Source organism: Bacteroides sp. AF25-38AC (assembly GCF_003602995.1).
GTDB lineage: Bacteria > Bacteroidota > Bacteroidia > Bacteroidales > Bacteroidaceae > Bacteroides > Bacteroides uniformis.
Genome location: NZ_QTMD01000004.1, coordinates 38,644 through 57,796 on the forward strand (window position 1 = coordinate 38,644; position 19,153 = coordinate 57,796).

At 50.1% G+C, this 19,153-nt stretch carries 20 protein-coding genes; 12 read left to right on the top strand and 8 right to left on the bottom strand.

Going from position 1 to position 19,153, the window contains the following annotated elements; genetic code table 11:
- Nucleotides 1-16 precede the first annotated feature (16 nt).
- Complete coding sequence (locus DWY55_RS03815) at nucleotides 17-415, bottom strand: hypothetical protein (RefSeq protein WP_034532772.1); 399 nt, start codon at nucleotides 413-415, stop codon at nucleotides 17-19.
- Between the two features lie 138 nt (nucleotides 416-553).
- Between DWY55_RS03815 and DWY55_RS03820 the strand changes: the two genes are divergently transcribed.
- The 9 genes from DWY55_RS03820 to DWY55_RS03860 all read left to right on the top strand — a co-directional run bounded on the left by DWY55_RS03820 (nucleotide 554) and on the right by DWY55_RS03860 (nucleotide 10,941).
- The gene (locus tag DWY55_RS03820) at nucleotides 554-1,420 is read left to right on the top strand and encodes a DUF3298 and DUF4163 domain-containing protein (protein WP_035448218.1); all 867 of its coding nucleotides are present in this window, start codon (nucleotides 554-556) and stop codon (nucleotides 1,418-1,420) included.
- 37 nt (nucleotides 1,421-1,457) lie between these two features.
- Nucleotides 1,458-2,078: a 16S rRNA (guanine(527)-N(7))-methyltransferase RsmG gene (gene rsmG / locus DWY55_RS03825; protein ID WP_009036902.1), complete on the top strand. Its 621-nt coding sequence runs from the start codon at nucleotides 1,458-1,460 to the stop codon at nucleotides 2,076-2,078.
- Between the two features lie 15 nt (nucleotides 2,079-2,093).
- A complete protein-coding gene (locus tag DWY55_RS03830; protein WP_117879015.1) occupies nucleotides 2,094-2,732 on the top strand; it encodes an MBL fold metallo-hydrolase in 639 nt (212 codons plus the stop codon).
- A gap of 31 nt (nucleotides 2,733-2,763) precedes the next feature.
- A complete protein-coding gene (gene gcvP, locus DWY55_RS03835; protein ID WP_117879014.1) occupies nucleotides 2,764-5,613 on the top strand; it encodes an aminomethyl-transferring glycine dehydrogenase in 2,850 nt (949 codons plus the stop codon).
- Nucleotides 5,592-6,275: a PAQR family membrane homeostasis protein TrhA gene (trhA, locus tag DWY55_RS03840; RefSeq protein WP_016273522.1), complete on the top strand. Its 684-nt coding sequence runs from the start codon at nucleotides 5,592-5,594 to the stop codon at nucleotides 6,273-6,275. The genes gcvP and trhA overlap by 22 nt, the downstream gene beginning before the upstream one ends.
- 117 nt (nucleotides 6,276-6,392) lie before the next feature.
- Nucleotides 6,393-7,217, top strand: coding sequence for an ABC transporter ATP-binding protein (locus tag DWY55_RS03845; RefSeq protein ID WP_117879013.1), 825 nt, complete (start codon nucleotides 6,393-6,395; stop codon nucleotides 7,215-7,217).
- A complete protein-coding gene (locus DWY55_RS03850) occupies nucleotides 7,214-8,008 on the top strand; it encodes a hypothetical protein (RefSeq protein ID WP_005836332.1) in 795 nt (264 codons plus the stop codon). The genes DWY55_RS03845 and DWY55_RS03850 overlap by 4 nt, the downstream gene beginning before the upstream one ends.
- 3 nt (nucleotides 8,009-8,011) lie before the next feature.
- Nucleotides 8,012-8,380, top strand: a complete 369-nt coding sequence (locus tag DWY55_RS03855; RefSeq protein WP_005836330.1) for a GntR family transcriptional regulator — start codon at nucleotides 8,012-8,014, stop codon at nucleotides 8,378-8,380.
- A gap of 230 nt (nucleotides 8,381-8,610) precedes the next feature.
- Nucleotides 8,611-10,941: a TonB-dependent receptor gene (locus DWY55_RS03860; RefSeq protein WP_117879012.1), complete on the top strand. Its 2,331-nt coding sequence runs from the start codon at nucleotides 8,611-8,613 to the stop codon at nucleotides 10,939-10,941.
- Nucleotides 10,942-11,052: 111 nt separating this feature from the next.
- Here DWY55_RS03860 and DWY55_RS03865 read toward each other — a convergent pair whose 3' ends face one another.
- From DWY55_RS03865 to DWY55_RS03875, 3 genes are all read right to left on the bottom strand, one after another.
- Entirely contained in the window at nucleotides 11,053-11,616 is a 564-nt protein-coding gene (locus tag DWY55_RS03865) for a nitroreductase family protein (RefSeq protein WP_005828141.1), read from the bottom strand.
- Between the two features lie 64 nt (nucleotides 11,617-11,680).
- Nucleotides 11,681-12,805, bottom strand: a complete 1,125-nt coding sequence (locus DWY55_RS03870) for an HpaII family restriction endonuclease (RefSeq protein ID WP_005836324.1) — start codon at nucleotides 12,803-12,805, stop codon at nucleotides 11,681-11,683.
- A 157-nt stretch (nucleotides 12,806-12,962) separates the two neighbouring features.
- On the bottom strand, nucleotides 12,963-13,559 hold the full coding sequence (locus DWY55_RS03875; RefSeq protein WP_005837654.1) for an IMPACT family protein: 597 nt from the start codon (nucleotides 13,557-13,559) through the stop codon (nucleotides 12,963-12,965).
- A gap of 184 nt (nucleotides 13,560-13,743) precedes the next feature.
- On the opposite strand from DWY55_RS03875, the gene DWY55_RS03880 reads away from it, so the two are divergent.
- The 3 genes from DWY55_RS03880 (at nucleotide 13,744) to DWY55_RS03890 (ending at nucleotide 16,461) form a co-directional block, all read left to right on the top strand.
- Nucleotides 13,744-14,586 carry a helix-turn-helix domain-containing protein gene (locus DWY55_RS03880; protein WP_035449226.1) on the top strand — a complete coding sequence of 281 codons (843 nt, stop codon included), beginning with the start codon at nucleotides 13,744-13,746 and terminating at the stop codon, nucleotides 14,584-14,586.
- 135 nt (nucleotides 14,587-14,721) lie between these two features.
- Nucleotides 14,722-15,300 (top strand): sugar O-acetyltransferase, encoded by a 579-nt coding sequence (locus DWY55_RS03885; protein WP_035448206.1) that lies wholly within the window; start codon nucleotides 14,722-14,724, stop codon nucleotides 15,298-15,300.
- A gap of 9 nt (nucleotides 15,301-15,309) precedes the next feature.
- Entirely contained in the window at nucleotides 15,310-16,461 is a 1,152-nt protein-coding gene (locus tag DWY55_RS03890; protein ID WP_035448204.1) for a glycerate kinase, read from the top strand.
- On the opposite strand, the gene DWY55_RS03895 is transcribed toward DWY55_RS03890, so the two are convergent.
- From DWY55_RS03895 to DWY55_RS03910, 4 genes are all read right to left on the bottom strand, one after another.
- Nucleotides 16,458-17,798 carry an MATE family efflux transporter gene (locus DWY55_RS03895; protein ID WP_035448203.1) on the bottom strand — a complete coding sequence of 447 codons (1,341 nt, stop codon included), beginning with the start codon at nucleotides 17,796-17,798 and terminating at the stop codon, nucleotides 16,458-16,460. The genes DWY55_RS03890 and DWY55_RS03895 overlap by 4 nt on opposite strands.
- A 109-nt stretch (nucleotides 17,799-17,907) precedes the next feature.
- Complete coding sequence (locus DWY55_RS03900) at nucleotides 17,908-18,090, bottom strand: hypothetical protein (RefSeq protein WP_005828120.1); 183 nt, start codon at nucleotides 18,088-18,090, stop codon at nucleotides 17,908-17,910.
- A gap of 64 nt (nucleotides 18,091-18,154) precedes the next feature.
- Complete coding sequence (locus DWY55_RS03905; protein ID WP_008663162.1) at nucleotides 18,155-18,556, bottom strand: FKBP-type peptidyl-prolyl cis-trans isomerase; 402 nt, start codon at nucleotides 18,554-18,556, stop codon at nucleotides 18,155-18,157.
- A gap of 18 nt (nucleotides 18,557-18,574) precedes the next feature.
- On the bottom strand, nucleotides 18,575-19,150 hold the full coding sequence (locus tag DWY55_RS03910; RefSeq protein WP_005828115.1) for a flavodoxin family protein: 576 nt from the start codon (nucleotides 19,148-19,150) through the stop codon (nucleotides 18,575-18,577).
- Between the last annotated feature and the right edge of the window lie 3 nt (nucleotides 19,151-19,153).

The following is a 19,153-nucleotide window of genomic DNA, read 5'->3' on the forward strand; positions in this document are numbered from 1 at the left end:
CCCGTATAAAACAACACTAAATGAGAAGCGTGGAATAGAGCGCCAGATAATGACGCGAGCCGACGACATATGGCGGTGCTCCTGAAACAACTCTCGGAGTACAAGCCACCTGCGGCAAGGAGTGATCAAACAGCGGCAGTTGCTCGCAAAACAGTGTAAGGAATGGCACGAACGAAACAGACTCGTGTGCATGCTTCACGAAATCCACCTTGTAGTAGACGGCTGTACAGCCGGTATCCTTGCATGTTTGCCGTGAGGCACGATGTGCATTATGGCATTTGGAACAGCCGGAGGTGCAGCAACTTTGTGTCGTCTCGCATCCGGCACAGCAATACTGAACTACAGAAATCCCCACTCCGCTTATAATGATAAGGGAGGAAAAGAGTACAGCCAGTATGTAACGGAGTTCCTTCATAAGCGCTGCAAAGATAGAAAGTTTTAACCGTTTGCCGGAATTAATTTTTCCTTTTTTATGTGTGCAGTTCGTTAATAAGTTCTATATTTGTCGATAAAGTTTTTTGATTGATATGTTGATTTATAAACGAAACTCAATATGAAAAAGCAAACTGTCAGCCTACTTGTCCTTCTGCTTGCGGCAAGCGGCTTTTTCTTTTCCTGCGGTAACACCGTGAACAAAAACGCATACGCGTTGGAGTTCGACAGTATACAAGTAAACGAAACCGTACATCTCTTCGGAGACACAGCCAAGCCGGCCTGCAACCTCATCCTCAACGTTGCCTACGCCAGCCAGTCATCCGACGTAAGGCTGAAAGACAGTCTGAACACCTTCTTCCTCTCTGCCTGCTTCGGCGACAAGTACATGGCGATGACACCCGAAGAAGCTGTCAAGAAATATACGGAGAAATATGTCGGCGACTACCGCAATGACCTGGAGCCGATGTACAAGAAAGACGAGGAGGACAAGCAGGACGAGCAGAGCATAGGAGCCTGGTATTCCTATTATAAAGGAATCGAAAGCCATGTGCAGTTGTGCAATACCTTAGTACTGACCTACCGTATAGATTACAACGAATATACCGGCGGCGCACACGGCATCTATATGTCCACCTTCCTCAACCTCGACCTAAAGACCCTAAGCCCCATCCGCCTGGACGACCTCTTTGAAGGCGACTATAAGGAAGCGCTGACCGACTTGCTTTGGAAACAGCTGATGGCAGACAACAACGTCAGCACCCGCCAAGAGCTGGAGGACATGGGCTACGCCACCACCGGTGACCTGGAGCCTATCGAGAATTTCTACCTGGACCCAACGGGAATCACCTTCTATTATAATGTATATGAAATTGCCCCATACGTAATGGGAGCAACCAAAATCACGTTGTCTTATGAGGACATAGCCCCTCTGATGAACGGTAAATTCATTGTATTAAGCAGCGCTATAAAAACAGACGGCGAATAGGAACTGTAATCAATTGTCTATCAACATAAAATTCACAATGGATTTAATACTCAAATATTTCCCGGACCTGACGGAAGAACAGAAACGGCAGTTTGCCGCACTCTACGACCTCTATCTGGACTGGAACTCTAAGATTAATGTCATTTCACGCAAAGATATAGAGAACTTGTACGAACACCATGTGCTGCACTCTCTGGGCATAGCCAAGGTAATCAGGTTCAGACCGGGGACACAAATTATGGACCTCGGCACGGGAGGAGGCTTTCCGGGAATCCCGCTTGCCATCCTTTTCCCCGAAGTACAATTCCATCTGGTGGACAGCATCGGAAAGAAAGTACGCGTAGCCTCCGAAATAGCCAACAGCATCGGGCTGAAAAACGTCACCTTCCGCCATGCCCGCGCAGAAGAGGAAAAAGGGAAGTTCGACTTTGTGGTGAGCCGTGCCGTGATGCCACTGACAGACCTACTGAAGATTATCCGCAAGAACATCTCCTCCAAACAGCAGAATGCATTGCCCAACGGACTGATTTGCCTCAAGGGGGGCGAATTGGGAAACGAAACCATGCCCGTCAAGAACAAGACTACGCTGTGGGACCTGAAGGAGTTCTTTGAAGAGGAGTTCTTCGAGACAAAGAAAGTAGTATATGTAGGGGGATAAATCTAAATACATAATATGAAAATAAAGAGATTTGAGTTTAATATGTTCCCGGAGAACTGTTATGTGCTTTGGGACGAAACCAATGAAGCGGTCGTCATTGACCCGGGCTGTTTTTATGAAGAAGAAAAGCAGGCCTTGAAAAACTTCATCACCAAGAATGGGCTGAATGTGAAACATCTGCTGAATACCCATCTGCATCTGGACCATATCTTCGGCAATCCTTTCATGCTGAAAGAGTTCGGATTGAAGGCTGAAGCCAACCAGGCCGATGAGTTCTGGATTGACGAAGCGCCGAAACAAAGCCGCATGTTCGGCTTCCAACTGCAGGAAGCCCCCGTGCCCCTGGGCACTTATCTGCACGATGGAGACATCATCACCTTCGGCAATACGGAACTGGAAGCCATCCATGTGCCGGGACACTCGCCGGGCAGCCTGGTGTACTATTGCGCGGCAGACCACTGCATGTTTTCGGGGGATGTGCTGTTTCAAGGCAGCATCGGCCGTGCCGACCTTGCCGGCGGCAACTTCGACGAACTTATAGAGCATATTTGCAGCCGTCTGTTCATCCTGCCCAACGACACGATTGTCTATCCCGGACACGGAGCACCGACTACCATAGGAATAGAAAAAGCGGAGAATCCGTTCTTCCGGTAAATATACAGCAAACTTTTAAATCATTACAGCCATGAAAAACGACCTATTGGCCTACCGCCACATCGGCATCAGCGAAAAAGACGAGGAGAAGATGCTCCAAAAAATAGGAGTGAAAAGCCTGGACGAGCTGATTGATAAAACCATTCCTGCCAACATCCGCCTGAAAGAACCGCTGGCTCTGCCCAAGACAATGACGGAGTATGAATTCGGACAGCACATTGCAGGACTGGCTGCCAAAAACAAACTTTACACAACCTATATCGGTATGGGATGGTACAATACCATCACTCCTGCCGTTATCCAACGGAATGTATTCGAGAACCCCGTTTGGTACACTTCCTATACCCCCTATCAGACCGAAGTCTCACAAGGACGCCTGGAAGCTCTGATGAACTTCCAGACTGCCGTATGCGACCTCACCGGCATGCCCCTTGCCAACTGCTCCCTGCTGGACGAAGCGACTGCCGCAGCCGAAGCCGTGACGATGATGTACGCCCTGCGTCCGCGCGACATGCAGAAATCGGGTGCCAACGTGGTATTTGTAGACGAAGCCGTCTTCCCGCAGACACTGGCGGTAATGACTACCCGCGCCATTCCGCAAGGTATCGAGCTGCGTATAGGAAAATACCATGAAATGGAATTCACGCCGGACATCTTCGCCTGCGTACTGCAATATCCCAACGCCGCCGGCAACGTGGAAGATTATCGCGCCTTCGTGGAAAAAGCCCATGCGGCCAACTGCAAAGTGGCCGTTGCCGCCGACATTCTGAGCCTCGCCCTGCTCACCCCTCCGGGAGAATGGGGAGCTGACATCGTCTTCGGAACCACACAACGGCTCGGTACACCGATGTTCTACGGTGGGCCGTCGGCAGCCTACTTTGCCACCCGCGACGAGTACAAGCGCAATATGCCGGGACGCATCATCGGCTGGTCGAAAGACAAATACGGCAAGCTGTGCTACCGCATGGCGCTGCAAACCCGCGAGCAACATATCAAGCGTGAAAAGGCGACTTCTAACATCTGTACCGCGCAGGCACTGCTGGCTACAATGGCAGGATTCTATGCCGTATATCACGGTCCGGAAGGCATCCGCACCATTGCAGAACGCATCCACAGCATTGCCGTATTCTTGGAAAAGAGCATCAACAGACTGGGATACAAGCAGGTCAATGTACAATATTTCGACACGCTCCGCTTTGCACTGCCCGACACCATTTCGGCACAGCAGATACGTACCATCGCCTTGAGCAAGGAAGTGAACCTGCGTTATTTCAAGAATGGGGACGTAGGTATGAGCATCGATGAGACTACGGACATCACTGCCGTCAACGTACTGCTCTCCATCTTTGCCATTGCCGCCGGAAGGGATTGGGAAAAGGCAAGCGACGTACCCATGGCAAGCAGCATCAGCGCGGAGATGAAACGCCAAAGCACCTATCTGACACATGAAGTATTCAACAAATACCATACGGAAACGGAGATGATGCGCTACATCAAGCGTCTCGACCGCAAGGACATCTCACTGGCACACTCCATGATTTCCCTCGGCTCGTGCACCATGAAGCTGAACGCTGCCGCAGAGATGCTGCCGCTCAGCCGTCCGGAATTCATGAACATGCATCCCCTGGTGCCCGAGGACCAGGCCGAAGGTTACCGCGAACTGATAAGCAACCTCAGTGAAGAGCTGAAGATAATTACCGGCTTTGCCGGTGTCAGCCTGCAACCCAACTCCGGTGCGGCAGGCGAATATGCAGGACTCCGCGTCATCCGCGCCTATCTGGAAAGTATAGGACAAGGGCACCGCAATAAAATACTGATACCTGCATCCGCACACGGCACCAACCCGGCATCTGCCATCCAGGCAGGCTTTACCACCGTGACCTGCGCCTGCGACGCACAAGGCAATGTGGATATGGCCGACCTGCGCGCCAAAGCGGAAGAAAACAAGGCGGACCTCGCCGCCCTAATGATTACCTACCCTTCCACACACGGTATCTTTGAAACGGAAATTGTGGAAATCTGCCACATTATACACGCCTGCGGTGCGCAGGTATATATGGACGGCGCCAATATGAATGCCCAAGTAGGCTTGACGAATCCCGGCTTTATCGGTGCGGATGTCTGCCATTTGAATCTGCACAAAACGTTCGCCTCTCCTCACGGTGGCGGTGGACCGGGCGTAGGTCCCATCTGCGTGGCAGAGCATCTGGTTCCGTTCCTTCCGGGACATAAATTGTTCGGCAATGCTGCCAACCAGGTGTCCGGAGCTCCCTTCGGCAGTGCAGGTATCCTCCCCATTACTTACGGCTATATCCGCATGATGGGAACAGAAGGGCTGACGCGTGCCACGAAGATAGCTATCCTCAGCGCCAACTACCTGGCAGCCTGCCTCAAGGATACATACGGCATCGTTTACCGCGGTGCTACCGGCTTCGTAGGACACGAAATGATATTGGAATGCCGTAAGGTGCACGAAGAGACGGGCATCAGCGAAAACGACATCGCCAAGCGCCTGATGGATTATGGATATCATGCCCCTACCCTCTCCTTCCCGGTACACGGCACACTGATGATTGAACCGACGGAGAGCGAAAGCCTTGCCGAACTCGACAACTTTGTCCACGTGATGCTGACCATCTGGGACGAGATTCAAGAGGTGAAGAACGGCGAAGCCGACAAGACGGACAACGTGCTGGTGAATGCCCCGCATCCCGAATACGAAGTGGTAGCCGACACATGGGAGCACAGCTATACCCGCCAAAAAGCAGCCTACCCGATAGAAAGCGTGCGCGAAAACAAGTTCTGGGTGAACGTGGCACGTGTAGACAACACGTTGGGAGACCGTAAACTGTTGCCCACATGCTATGGATGCTTCGACTGATGAAAAGAAAGCGTAACGGACTATTTTATAGTAAAAAAGAAGAAACCATCAATTCCATCTCCCATGGCATCGGCATTGCCATGGGAGTAATTGTAAGTACACTATTCCTGATAAAATGCTACCAGGCGCAGAATCTTTGGGCAGCATGCGGCGTATGGCTCTATCTGTTCGGCATGGGCGGTTCATATCTTGCCTCCACACTCTACCACTCCCTGAAACATCATAATCCGTGGAAACGACGCTTGCGGCATTGGGACCATGCAGCCATCTATTGGCACATTGCAGGCAGTTATTCCCCCATCACACTCATTGCATTGAGAGAGGACGGCGGTTGGGGCTGGGGACTTTTCGGCTTCGTCTGGCTATGCGCCATCATCGGCACTGTTGTCAGCTTCCGCAAGATGGAGGAGCACAGTTACGTGGAAACAGTGTGCTACATCTTGATGGGGCTGTCCGTACTGGTAGTATTCAAGCAGCTTTTCGCCCTCTCCCCCACAGCCTGCTACTGGATTATTGCCGAGGGGGTATGCTACATCACGGGAGCCGCCTTCTACTCCTTGCGCAAGGCACGGTACATGCATTCGGTTTTCCATTTCTTTGTATTGGGCGGTTCAGCCTGCCACATGGTGGCTGTATGGGACATACTGGTGAAGATGCTGTAAGCAAACGGCAAGCGCACAACCGCTAAAAGAAGTTAATAAGTATCTCTCCCCCTTGCTTTTCTCCATAACTTACCCTACGTTTGCAGTGTTGTACATCAGTGCAACACTAATAAAATTATGATAACGATAGAGAATACGAGCTACGGTTACAAGTCCAATCCACTTATTTTCAACAACATATCTTTGGAAATAGGAAACGGCATATATGGACTTCTGGGAGAAAACGGCGTAGGCAAAACGACGCTGATGCATCTCATCTGCGGACTACTCTTCCCCAAAAACGGAAAGTGCAGTATAGACGGAAGAAACACGGTGGAGAGACAGCCCGGGGCGCTAAACCGTTACTTCTTCTTGCCCGAAGAGATGCAGATGCCAACCGAGAGTATCGTCAGCTTCGCTGCACACCATTCCGTATTCTATCCACATTTCAATCAAGAAGAATTCGAGCTGAACCTGGAAGAATTGAAAATCGACCGGAAACAAAAACTCTCTTCCGTCTCCTACGGACAACAGAAGAAGGCAATGCTGGCATACGCCTTTGCCCTGCATACTCCATACATCCTGCTCGACGAACCGACAAACGGGCTAGACATCACCTCCCGCCAAGCCTTGAAACGTATCATCAGCCGCAGCATGGACGATGAAAGCACGCTGCTCATCTCCACCCATCAGGCGCACGACTTCGAGAATCTGCTGGACCATCTCGTCATCCTTGGCAAAGGCGAAATATTACTGAACCGTTCGCTGGACGAAATCAGTAACCGGCTTCTCTTTGCCCGTACGGACATTCTGCCGGCAGAAAGCATCTACAGCGAACAAGACTTGGCAGGCCATTTCTCCATTCTCCCCAACGAGGACGGAGAAGAGAACACACCGGACATCGAGCTGCTGTATAAAGCGGTGCTGCAACAACCGGAAAAGATAAAGAGCATGTTTCAATGAAAATCCATCATACAAACAGAACTATGAACGCAACTTTTAATCTGAAACGCTTCCTGCTACTGGAACAATATAAAAGGAATGAGACCGGCAGGCACCTGCTTTGGTCGGCAGCCGTCGTATCGTTCATCTGCATCCTGTGCATTCTCTACGACATAAACCGCGGTGGAAGTTATTACGGCAAACATACCTCTGCCACCGAATTCTCCCGCTACGTACTATGGTTTATCCTCATTGCCCCCTGCCTGCTGGAAACAAATTTCAGCAAACGCAACTCTACTCTCGATATACTGCTGCCGGCATCGGCATTCGAGAAGTTCCTGCATATCTGGATAAAATACCTGCTGCTGCTTCCCCTATTCTGCGGTCTACTGATAGCCTGCCTCAAAGGTCTGCTGTCCTTAAGCGGCAGCGAGTTCCTGCAGTATTTCGCAACGCACATCACGATGTTCCGGATACACAACACCCAGATACTGACCAATGCAATCCTGCATGCTTCCGCCTTCATCGGCTACTTCGCCTTCAGTCGGCAAGTCCTGCTGAAAAGTTTCACCATCTTTGTAGGCTCCATTGCCGTCTGCATAGGAATTGTAACTTTTGTGGCCTCCCTCATGCCCGAAGCCAGAGCGGACGGATACTGGATAGACAACATTGCCACATGGCCCAACACCAACTATCCGTTGTCGGCCGGTGCACAAGCCATCGTGACTTTCTGCAATTATGCGGCTCCCATCAGTGTGCTGCTCGGTTCATGGGTATCGAGCTACTTCCTGCTCAAAGAAAAACAACTGTAGCCTATGGACTTCAAGACCAACAAACCGATATACCAGCAGATTGTAGATTTCTGTTTCAGCAAGATTCTCACCCGCGAATGGCAGGCAGAAGAGCGGGTGGTATCCGTGAGGGAGCTCTCCACACAACTGGCAGTGAACTCGCGTACCGTGTTGAAGGCCTATGAATACCTCCAGGCAGAGGGCATCATCTACCCGGAACGGGGAATGGGATTCTACCTCTCCAAAGATGCGGTGAAGAAAGTGATGCGAATACAGAAGAAAGAGTTTTTTGAAAACCAGCTTGCCGACATGTTCCGCAGCATGGAGCTGCTCGGCATCAGTATAGAAGAAATAACAGAACGATATAACAAACTTAAAAAAGACGGTTCATGAAGAGATACGCAAAGACTGCATTATGGATTACCTTCGGACTCCTCTTCGGACTTACGATTGTCAAAGTTTCGACACTGATGTACGAGATTTATTCCTTCATGCATTCCTAACTTTCATCGGACAGACGAGGAAAGTATAAACAACTGATATACAAGCTTCAGCATCTTCCCTTAACGGGAAGAGTGACTTTTGCATCCCTATCCAACAGTAACAGACTAATACAAACGATTATGAAAACCCAACTTTTTTTACTATTGCTTGCCCTCTCCGTACTCAGTACGCAGGCACAGAGCCTCTCCATCAAAGGACGCGTCACGGACGCCTCGCAAGAGGCAGTTATAGCCGCCAATGTGTCATTATGGACCATAGACTCTACTTTGGTGACCGGAGTAACCTCGGATGCACAAGGCAAGTTCGCCCTCCCTAAAATCAAGGCAGGCGATTACCGCCTTTCCATCTCCTTCATCGGCCTCCAAAGTGAAAACATACTGCTGAAACTGAATAAAAGCCTCGACCTGGGCGATGTACAGTTGCAGGAAGATGCCGTAAGCCTCGGTGAAGTGACGGTATCCGCCAGCAATGTGCTGCAGCGGGTAGACCGGCAAATCATCCTGCCTTCCGAAAGCCAGCTGAAACGCTCGTTCGGTGCCTACGACCTGCTGAACAATCTCGGCATTGCCCGTCTGCAAGTGGACAATCTGAGCAACAGCATGAGCGTCAGCGGTGGTGGGGCCGTACAAACCCGTATCAACGGCATTAAAGTGACAGACAAGGAGATAGCGGCCGTCAGAGCCAAAGACGTACTGCGTGTGGAGTTCATCGAAGACCCCGGCAAGCAGTACGGAGACGATGAACTGGGCGCCGTAGTCAACATTATCCTGCGCCGCCGCGAAACGGGCGGTGTTGTGAACTTCCAACTCTCCGATTCGCCCCACACCCTATGGGGAGAGAATTTCCTGAGCGCGAAGTTCAATTACAAGAACTCCGAATGGGGCATCGACTACTTCAACAAGAACGGCAAGTATCACAGCCGCCTCGAATCCCATGAAACCTTCTATCTGGGCGACCGTACCATCGACCGCATCAAGGAAGGCATCGAAGACGAGTCTCCCTCCCTGAGCTTCATCAACAACCTGAATCTGACGTACAATCTGACGAAAGCGGACAAATATGTATTCAATGCCATTTTCCGTAACAACCTCAGCAATGCCCCCTACCAGAATGAGCTGAACAAGATGTGGGCAGTGGGCAGCACGGAGTCCATCTATTCATACGTCAACAACCATACATCCAGCTACTCTCCGGCGCTCGACCTTTACTTCCAGCATACCCTGCCCCATCAGCAGAGCATCCAGGTGAATGTAACGGGAACGCTCATCCATACCAAGAACAACCGGAAATACAAGGAGTACAAAGACGAGAACGCACCGCTGGCAGACATCCAGACATTGGTGGACGGTGACAAGCGCTCCGTCATTGGCGAAGCCATCTATGAAAAGAACTTCAAGGAGGTGAAGCTGAGCGGCGGTGCCCGCCACTATCAGATGCGGACAGAGAATGAGTATAAAGGTTCCAACCCTACCACTTCGAAGATGGACCAGTCGCAGACATCCGCTTTCTTCGAGGTGCAGGGCAAGGTAAAGGACTTCAGCTATGCGGGCAGTGTAGGAATGACACGTGCCTGGTTCAAGGAAAGTGAGGAAGACCATGCTTACTATACCTTCACGCCCACCGTGCGGTTGAGCTATAATCTGAAGAAGGCGGGACTCCTGCGCTACCGGTTCAACATCAGTCCTGCCATACCGTCGCTCGGCTCGCTGACTGATGTGGAGCAAGCGATGGACACGATACAGATAGTCCGCGGAAACCCGTTGCTGAAAACGTATCAACAGTTCACGAACTCCTTGTCTTACAGCTATTCGAAGAAGCAGTTCAATGCCAATCTGAGCGTGCGCCACCAGTATTATGACAATCCCATCATGGAAAGCATCTTCGTGGAGGACGGCAAACTGATACTGAAAGATGAAAACCAGCGGTCGTTCCAAAGCCTGAATGCGGAACTGATGGTCGGCATTAACGGCGCTACGCTGTTCGGGCTGAAGGATTTCCTGACGCTTTATGCTTCGGGAGGATATACGCGCAGTTGGTCGGAAGGCCTGAACTATAGCCATATGTACGATGAATTCTATTACAGCGTGATGGCGCAAGTGCAATATAAAGACTTCTCGCTGCTCGGGCAGTTCCGGAAAGTGCAGAACAATTTCTTCGGCGAAACCATCAAGAAGAACGAAAACCAGACGGCATTCATGGCAATGTACACCCGGCGTAACCTTCAGGCGGGAATCGGTATTATGTTTCCTTTCACCAATAACTATAAAGTGGGAAAAGAAAGAATCAGCAAAGTGGCTCCTTTCCGTTCCGAGACATTCGTCAGGGAGACGGGACAGATGGTCGTGCTGCGCGTGGGTTATACATTCGAGTTCGGACGCAAGCACAAGGCAGGCAACAAGGGGCTGAACAACAGTGATACGGACAGCGGCATCATCAATATGCAGCGATAACCCATTTCCTCTGTGAAGAGGAAGCCCAACGGAGAGTGGCGGAATTATACGTTATTTTGCTTCATGTATGATTAATTACCTGACCGCCACCTCTCCTGCGGGTATCTCTGTTTAGCGGATGATGGTCACCGTACCTTCCTTCACCTTTTTCTCCTTCACCGGAGCATCGGCGGGAGCATATCCCAGGGCTGCGCAGCCATATACCTTATGGCTCTCGGGTACACCCAGCTTTGTCAAGAAAGCCCGGACATCGGGGTCGTCGCAGGTCTGCCCCAACTGGTTAATCCAGCAGGAACCGATGCCGAGGGACTTGGCTGCAAGAAAAATGTTCTCCAAGGCGCAGGCACAATCCATACCGGCCCACCACTTGTCCGGCTCATTGGAGACAATGACCAACGTGGGGGCATGATAGTAGCAACAATAAGTCTGGCTGTGTCCACGCTCCCGTGTATGGAGGTCGTCACTCTTGGCAAAGGCACCTTTGATTTTATCGTTCAGCTCTTCCAGCACCTCCTTATTCTGGATGGCGGTAAAGTGCCACGTCTCCAAATGCATACCACTGGGAGCATAGGTAGCCGCCTCAAGGATAAGGTTCAAATCTTCTGCGGAAACTTGCTGTTCCGTATAGGCACGGACGCTGCGGCGTGCCTTGATGGTTTGTAATGTCTCGTTCATTTATTTATTTATTTGAGAATTGATAGTTGATAATGCACATCAGTACGTGTTCAGTGGGGCTGTTTCACCGTTTCACCAGCCCAATCTTTACATTCAGCTTGAAGTACCAGACGCCGTTCTCGCGCTCCAAGAAGCCGTATTTATCTTTCTCTACGGCACCTTTCTCCAAACGCGTATTCTGATAGAGGAAGTCTGCAAAGACCTGCGGACGGGATTTGTGGTAGCAAAGTACCTGCCCGCTGCCGTCCGTCAGGAAGATGCCTTCGACGGCAGAGTCCGTACCGTTATAAATTTTGGCAGGGCGCATGCCGAGGGCAAGTGCCAGCAGGAACTGCTTCATCTTGAACTCGTAGAAGCGGTGCTTGTTTATCAACTCGTCCTTTATCTTCAACGGATTCATCTCCTTGATGCGCTCCGTCAATTCGCTGATGCGGGTGATGCCGTCCAAGTGCATCAAGCGTACCATCTCGGCAAGCATGCGGGGGAAGTGGAGGTCTATCATCAGCAAGTTGCAGCGGAACACGCGGTCGGCAACGTCGGCATACTTCAGCACGCCGCCCAGTCGCTCAATCATCATCATGCGTTCTGCCACTTCCGTAGGAGATTCCGGCAGGGCATTCACCTTGTTCACCGTGGGCACGGCAAACTTGACACCGCTTTGCTCCAGCTTCAGATTCGCCGTGCGCCCTCCGTCCAGCAACGGATTCATCGGGGTAAGACGACAACGGACATTGAAGCCCGTTAGAGGTGCTTCGGGATGCCAGAAGGCAACGGAGAAGTCGGTACGGTCCTCCGTCTTTGCTTCCAGGTCGAAGATGTTGACAGCATCCAAAAAGGCTTCCAAACCTTCGGACACTTCCACTTCCTCGCCCGAAACGTTCTTCAGCAGATGCAGAACCAACTCTGCCGCATCACCAAAGTCTTCGCGGGGGAAACGCAGTTCCTCCTTCTCGCCCGGAACAAACGAACCGTCCTTCCCGGCAGTTCCGCTGACAACGCGCACTTCCTGCGCTTCGATATAGTAACGGCGCGTACCGTCATGCTCTTCCCTCTGTATCAAGGCAACGGGCCAGCGCAGGGTTTCGTCTTTTTCAGCTTTCGGTGTACCCAGTGACACGGCTCCATCCGCCAGCAGGCGAAAGAAGGTGTAGAGCTCGCCCAGTTCTCTTTTTGTTGCACTAAATGCCATAAACTTTCTTTTGTTTAAAGGAGGGAGTCAGCCTTTCATAAGGAGTGATGCCGTTTCCGCAAAGAAAACAGTCTGTTCCGAAGGACAAAACAACTTGTTCCGTTAAAGGAAACGAACAACTTCCCTATTGAAAGGGGCTCTTATCCCATTTGTTGTATTATTCAAACCTCAATGTTTCTACTTTCTCCAACCGTGCCCGCAACTTCGGCATCATGGACTGGCGGATACGGAGCGTCATGCGGCAGTCCATATCATACGACTGTTCCAGGATTTCCGGCTCCTCCTCCTTCACTACTCGCATCACATCGTTCATGAAAGGATATTCGAAAAGGAAGGTAACCGTCTCATCCACGGTCTTTTCAATAACGGTGGCGGCAGCAATGGCTTCGGCGGCGGCGGCTTTATAGGCTACAATCAGTCCGCTCGTACCCAATTTGATGCCTCCGAAATAACGCACTACGATAATCAATATATCCGTCAATTCGTTGGAATTGATTTGTCCCAGAATCGGCTTGCCTGCCGTACCCGATGGCTCGCCGTTGTCGTTGGCACGGAAGTCCTTCCGCTCATGGCCCAGCATGTAGGCGTAGCACACGTGGCGGGCGTCGTAATATTTCTTCTGGTAAGTTTCCAGATGCGCCTTCACCTCCTCTACTGTACGCACCGGCAGGGCAATAGCAATGAACTTGCTGCGCTTTTCAGTGTAAATGCCCTCGGAAGGGGCAACGATGGTTTTATACGTATCTTCGCTCATGCTGCAAAGATAATGCAAACTGAAGAGAGAACTTTCATGCTTGCATGAAAAAAGTTATGTTGAAGTGCAGCTTATCTTATCTAAAGATAATGCAAAATCAAAAGCAGCAGAAATAAGCAAGCTGATTTCTGCCGAAAAGAGTTATCTTTGTACGAAGAATCAGATTTATAATCAAACAGAAAAAATGACAGACGGAATCAAGACATTGCACTATTCGGACCTCTTCCTGGCAATGTATTTCGAGGGAGGGAGAAGCTGCACGCACCGGAATCATTCGCACGTGCTGGTATATATGTACTCCGGTGAAATGGTTATCGATGAAAGAGGCAAAATCACTCGGCTGCATAAAGGAGACTGTGCCTTTATCCGTAAGGACTTTAGTGTGCAAATGACCAAACAAGCCTGGAATGGAGAGCAGTTCAAAGCCATTTTCCTGATGTTCACTCCCAAATTCCTGCGTGACTTTTACAGCAGGCTGAACCGGGACATCCTGCCTAAAGATGCCAAACGAGATAAAATAAGCTTGTACAAGCTACCTTCCAACCGCCCCGACATTGTAAGTCTGTTCGAATCCATGACACCCTATTTCGATTCGAGCATCCACCCGACTGAGGAGTTGCTGCAACTGAAAAGGATGGAGGGGATATACGTGTTGCTCAATACGAGTAAAAACCTGTATGCTTCCGTTTTTGATTTTGCAGACCCGTGGAAAATAGACATATTGGACTTTCTGGAACACAATTACATGAACGACATATCCATGGAAGAAATGGCCAATTATACCGGCCGCAGCCTATCCACGTTTAAACGCGATTTCAAAAAATGCAGCACACTCTCCCCACGGGAATGGCTGATACAGCGCCGTCTCGAAGCCGCCCGTGAGCTGATACGGAAAGGAGGGCGCAAAGTATCGGAAATCTGTTTTGAAGTAGGTTTCAAGAACCTCTCCCATTTCTCGAAAGCTTATAAAGCCACCTACGGTATTCCTCCGACAGAAGACATACAGCAGGAAGTGAGTCTCACATAGATTGCGGAACTTTTTCTATCCGTGGACTGCACGGCAAAGCATATTGAACCGTACAACAAAGCCATTGTAGCATAGCCTCCTTACATTTGTACCCGAAAAATGATTAGAGTGTATAACAATTTAAATCAAACGATTATGAAAAGTATTTTTGAAAAAGATTTATCGGGAGAGATGGTTTCACCCAACGAGCCGGGCTACAATGCATTAATTGAGGACATTTTCGCTACCATCAAGGTTGCCACAGAAATGAATACGGGTTACCGCACCCCCGAAGAGGTACACGGATATATGGGCAAGATTCTCGGTAAACCGCTTGAAGAAAGTACAACGGTGCTGCCGCCACTCTACATCGACTACGGTAAGCCTATCACCATCGGAAAAGGGTGCTTCATCCAGCAATGCTGCACTTTCTTCGGTCGCGGCGGCATAACGATTGGCGATGAGGTATTTATCGGACCGAAAGTCAATCTGATTACAATCAACCACGACCCCGATCCGGAGAATCGCAGCGCTACCTATGGCCGTCCGATTACCATTGAGGATAAGGTATGGATAGGAATCAATTCGACCGTCCTCCCCGGAGTACGTATTGGCTACGGCGCAATTATCGGAGCGGGCAGTGTAGTGACCAAAGACGTTCCTCCTATGACTGTGGTAGCCGGGAATCCAGCCAGATTTATCAAAAAAATCAATAAACCACACCAAAAAGATTAAAGCAAATTCATGAAAAAGATAGTGATTGCCATCGATTCCTTCAAAGGATGTCTCACCTCGGCAGAAGCCGGAGAAGCTGCCGCCCAAGGGGTACATGCCGCATGTCCCGAATGCCGGACCATCGTGCTCCCCGTGGCCGACGGTGGAGAAGGCATGCTCGACGTCCTGCTTGCAGCCAGTAACGGAAAACGTATCACCGTCCGTGCCCACGACCCGTTGATGCAACCGTGCGATGCCAGTTACGGCATCTCCGGAGACGGCAATACCGCATTCGTAGAAATGGCTGCCATCAGCGGCCTGCCACTGGTTCCTGCCGACAAAAGGAATCCGATGAAAACCACCACCTTCGGAACGGGCGAACTGATACGCGATGCCTTGGAACGGGGATGCCTCCGTTTCGTCATCGGACTTGGAGGGAGCGCCACGAACGATGCCGGTCTGGGAATGCTGCAAGCATTGGGATTCCGTTTCTTCGATAAAGAAGGACACGAAGTGGGAAGCATGGAAAAAGGCATCGCCCTATGCGGTGCCCTTCTATCGGAAATCAGCTCCATAGACAGCTCTTCTGCCCATCCCACACTGAAAAAGGCATGTTTCACGGCGGCGTGTGATGTACGCAATCCTTTCTTCGGTCCCAATGGAGCAGCCCACGTATTCGCTCCCCAAAAAGGAGCAGACGCGGATATGGTGAAGGAACTGGATGTTGCTATGCAGCATCTTTCGGACGTCATATTCCGCACTACCGGCAAAGACGTATCCTTGCATCCCGGTGCCGGTGCGGCAGGCGGTATGGGGGGCGGTCTCTACGCATTTCTGGATGCACAGTTGAAACCCGGCATAGAGCTTCTTTTGGAAACTCTGGACTTTGCAGAAAAGATTAAGGATGCCGACCTCCTCATCACCGGAGAAGGGAAATCGGACCGGCAGACTCTTATGGGGAAAGTACCTTCGGGCATCTTGCAGGAAGCAAGAAGGCAACATATTCCCGTCATCCTGCTGGCAGGAGCGATAGAGGATGCCGGGATACTGAATGCAGCCGGATTCCGGGGCGTATTCTCCATTACCCCCTCTCCCGTCTCTTTGGAGCAGGCCATGCAGCCTGAATTTGCTCAAGAAAATATCCGAAGGACAGTGGAGCAAATTTGCCGGATTTTCTTTTAACTCCCTCTAACTCCTTTAACATACCGATAGCACCAGATACCGACTACATCGGCAATCAGCCAGCCGATGGGGATGGACCACCAGATGCCCGTCACCCCAATCTCAGGTATCGAAGCAAGCCAGTAAGAAAGAACTACACGGGTGCCCAGCGACAGCACGGTCAGCACAACAGACATGCCCGGCATACGGATGGCCCGATAGTATCCGTACAGCAAAAACAAGATGCCGATGCCACAGTAGAAAGCACCTTCGATGCGTAGGTACGCCACTCCCACCGCAATAATCTCCGTTTCGTCCGGACGGACAAAGATAAGCATCAACGGTTTGGCAAAGATGAAAACCAATACGGACACAAGGAGCGAAAAAACAACAGCCGTGACAAATGCACTGCGAACACCCCGGTGGATACGGTCGTAACGTCCGGCCCCGAAGTTCTGTGCAATAAAGGTGGAAAAGGCATTCCCAAATTCCTGCACGGGCATATAGGCGAAAGAGTCAATCTTCACAGCTGCCGCAAAAGCTGCCATTACCGCTGTTCCAAAGCTGTTGACAAGCCCCTGTACCATCAGGATTCCCAGATTCATCACCGACTGTTGGACGCAAGTCAGTGTAGAGAAGGAAGCTATTTCCTTCAAGCAAGTACGGTCAAAACACATGTCTTCATGATGCCATCGCAGTTCCGGACGCCTTCTGTAAGTATAAATGATGATGCCCAGAGCAGCTACTCCTTGAGCGAGGACAGTGGCCGCAGCCGCACCCTGAATCCCCCAATCCAGTTGTAGGATAAAAAACAAGTCGAGCGCTATATTCAGAACGACAGAAACTGCCAGAAACCAAAGCGGAGTGACAGAATCCCCTACTGCACGCAGCAGAGATGCGTAGAAGTTATAGATAAAGGTGAAAACTATACCGCAGAAGATTATCCACAAGTAGCTGCGCATCATGCCGTATATGTCTTGCGGAACCTGCAACAGCCGGAGAATAGGATCGAGCCAGATAAAAACGACTACATTCAGTATCAGTGTCACGATACCTATTAGTGCAAACGAACTGAATATGCTACGACGCAGTGCTACATGGTTTCCGGCACCATAATGTAAAGAGAACACAGTGCCACTGCCCATCGCCAGTCCCAGCAAAACGGATATAAGGAAAACCATCAGTGTGTATGCCGAACCGACCGCCGCCAACGCCCCTGCACCAATGCATTGGCCTACAATGAGCGTATCTGCAATGTTGTAGCATTGCTGCAAAAAAGACCCTACCAGCATGGGTAGGGTAAAATGCAATAAAGTACCGGTTATGCCTCCTTGAGTGAGGTCTCCTTTCCGTAGCATCCTGCTTTTGTTTTTAAGAGTTTCATTTCCGGGTACAAAGATACAAAACCCTCCAACAAATCATCTGGACTCGACGAAGAAAGAGGCATGTAATAAAAAAAGCAGAGGGTTAACCTCTGCTCTCCATACTGTTTTTGTCAGGATTCAGAATCTTTACGACCTGACGAACATCTCTCTTGTCTGCATTACCGTAAAGGCCAATCTGTTGTCCGGGTACTGTTCCCTTTTCATGTTCTGCCTGGGACAATGCTACTTTCGGGTCAATATGCCCTGCTTTCTTATCTATATTCATACCTATTGAGTTTTTCTAAATTCTTATATGAGAACAAGATAAAAAAGCAAATTGTTCAGCAGTGTCACGAGATATTTAGTAATTCCACTTCAAATATCAGTGTGGAATACGCCGGAATGGGTCCACTGGTACGTGTACCGTATCCCATGGTGTAAGGGATATATACAATCCAACGACTTCCGGGATGCATTCGTAGCAAGGCAATCTGCCAGCCCTCAATCACTTCATTCAGACGAAAAGCCTCCGGACAATTCCGTTTCCACGAATTATCGAACTCACGCCCATTAATAAGCGTGCCTTTATAATGCACAGATACTACACTGTTGAGACGTGGTGTCGGACCGTCTCTGCCTTCCTCCAATACCCGATAAAGTATGCCGCAAGGCAATTCCTTGATTCCTTCTGCCGTACGCAACTGCTCCAGAAACTGTTCGTTCTGCAATTTATATTCTTCTTTTCTACTCATATTGACTTTTTCAATACTTTACAATAATTTGTGCACTGCTTTCTTGCAGTTCCGCATATCCTTTTCCGTCAGCTCAGGATGCTTCTTAGTACCTCCCCTCTCAATGGTTTTCACAATCTTGAAACCACTCCATTTCAGAATCTCCCTGAAAGCTTTCACCACACCGTGCGTCTGATTATAGAGAATATTGAAAGGATAAGGGGTAGTACAAGTGCTTACCACAATCGCTTTCTTGCCCTTATGAAGCGGAAGGGGCATTCCCCAGGAGTTCTCCCCCATCATACCGTAAACCATACGGTCGAAAAGCACTTTCACTTCTCCCGGCATGTTTCCCCAATAGCAAGGGGCACCGATTATCACTGCATCGGCTTCTTTCATAGACTGCAACACTCTCTGTGCCCCATCCTCGGGCAGACAACACTTCAATGAACTGCGACACTTCATGCAACCGATGCAGGGATGTACCTGCAACTGTGGAACGTCTATATAAACTGTTCCAACTCCGCAGCCTTCAAGTTCCTGCTTCATCAGCTCCAACATTTTCGACATGTTGCCATGACGACGGGGACTACCGTTAAGAATCAATACCTTCATTGT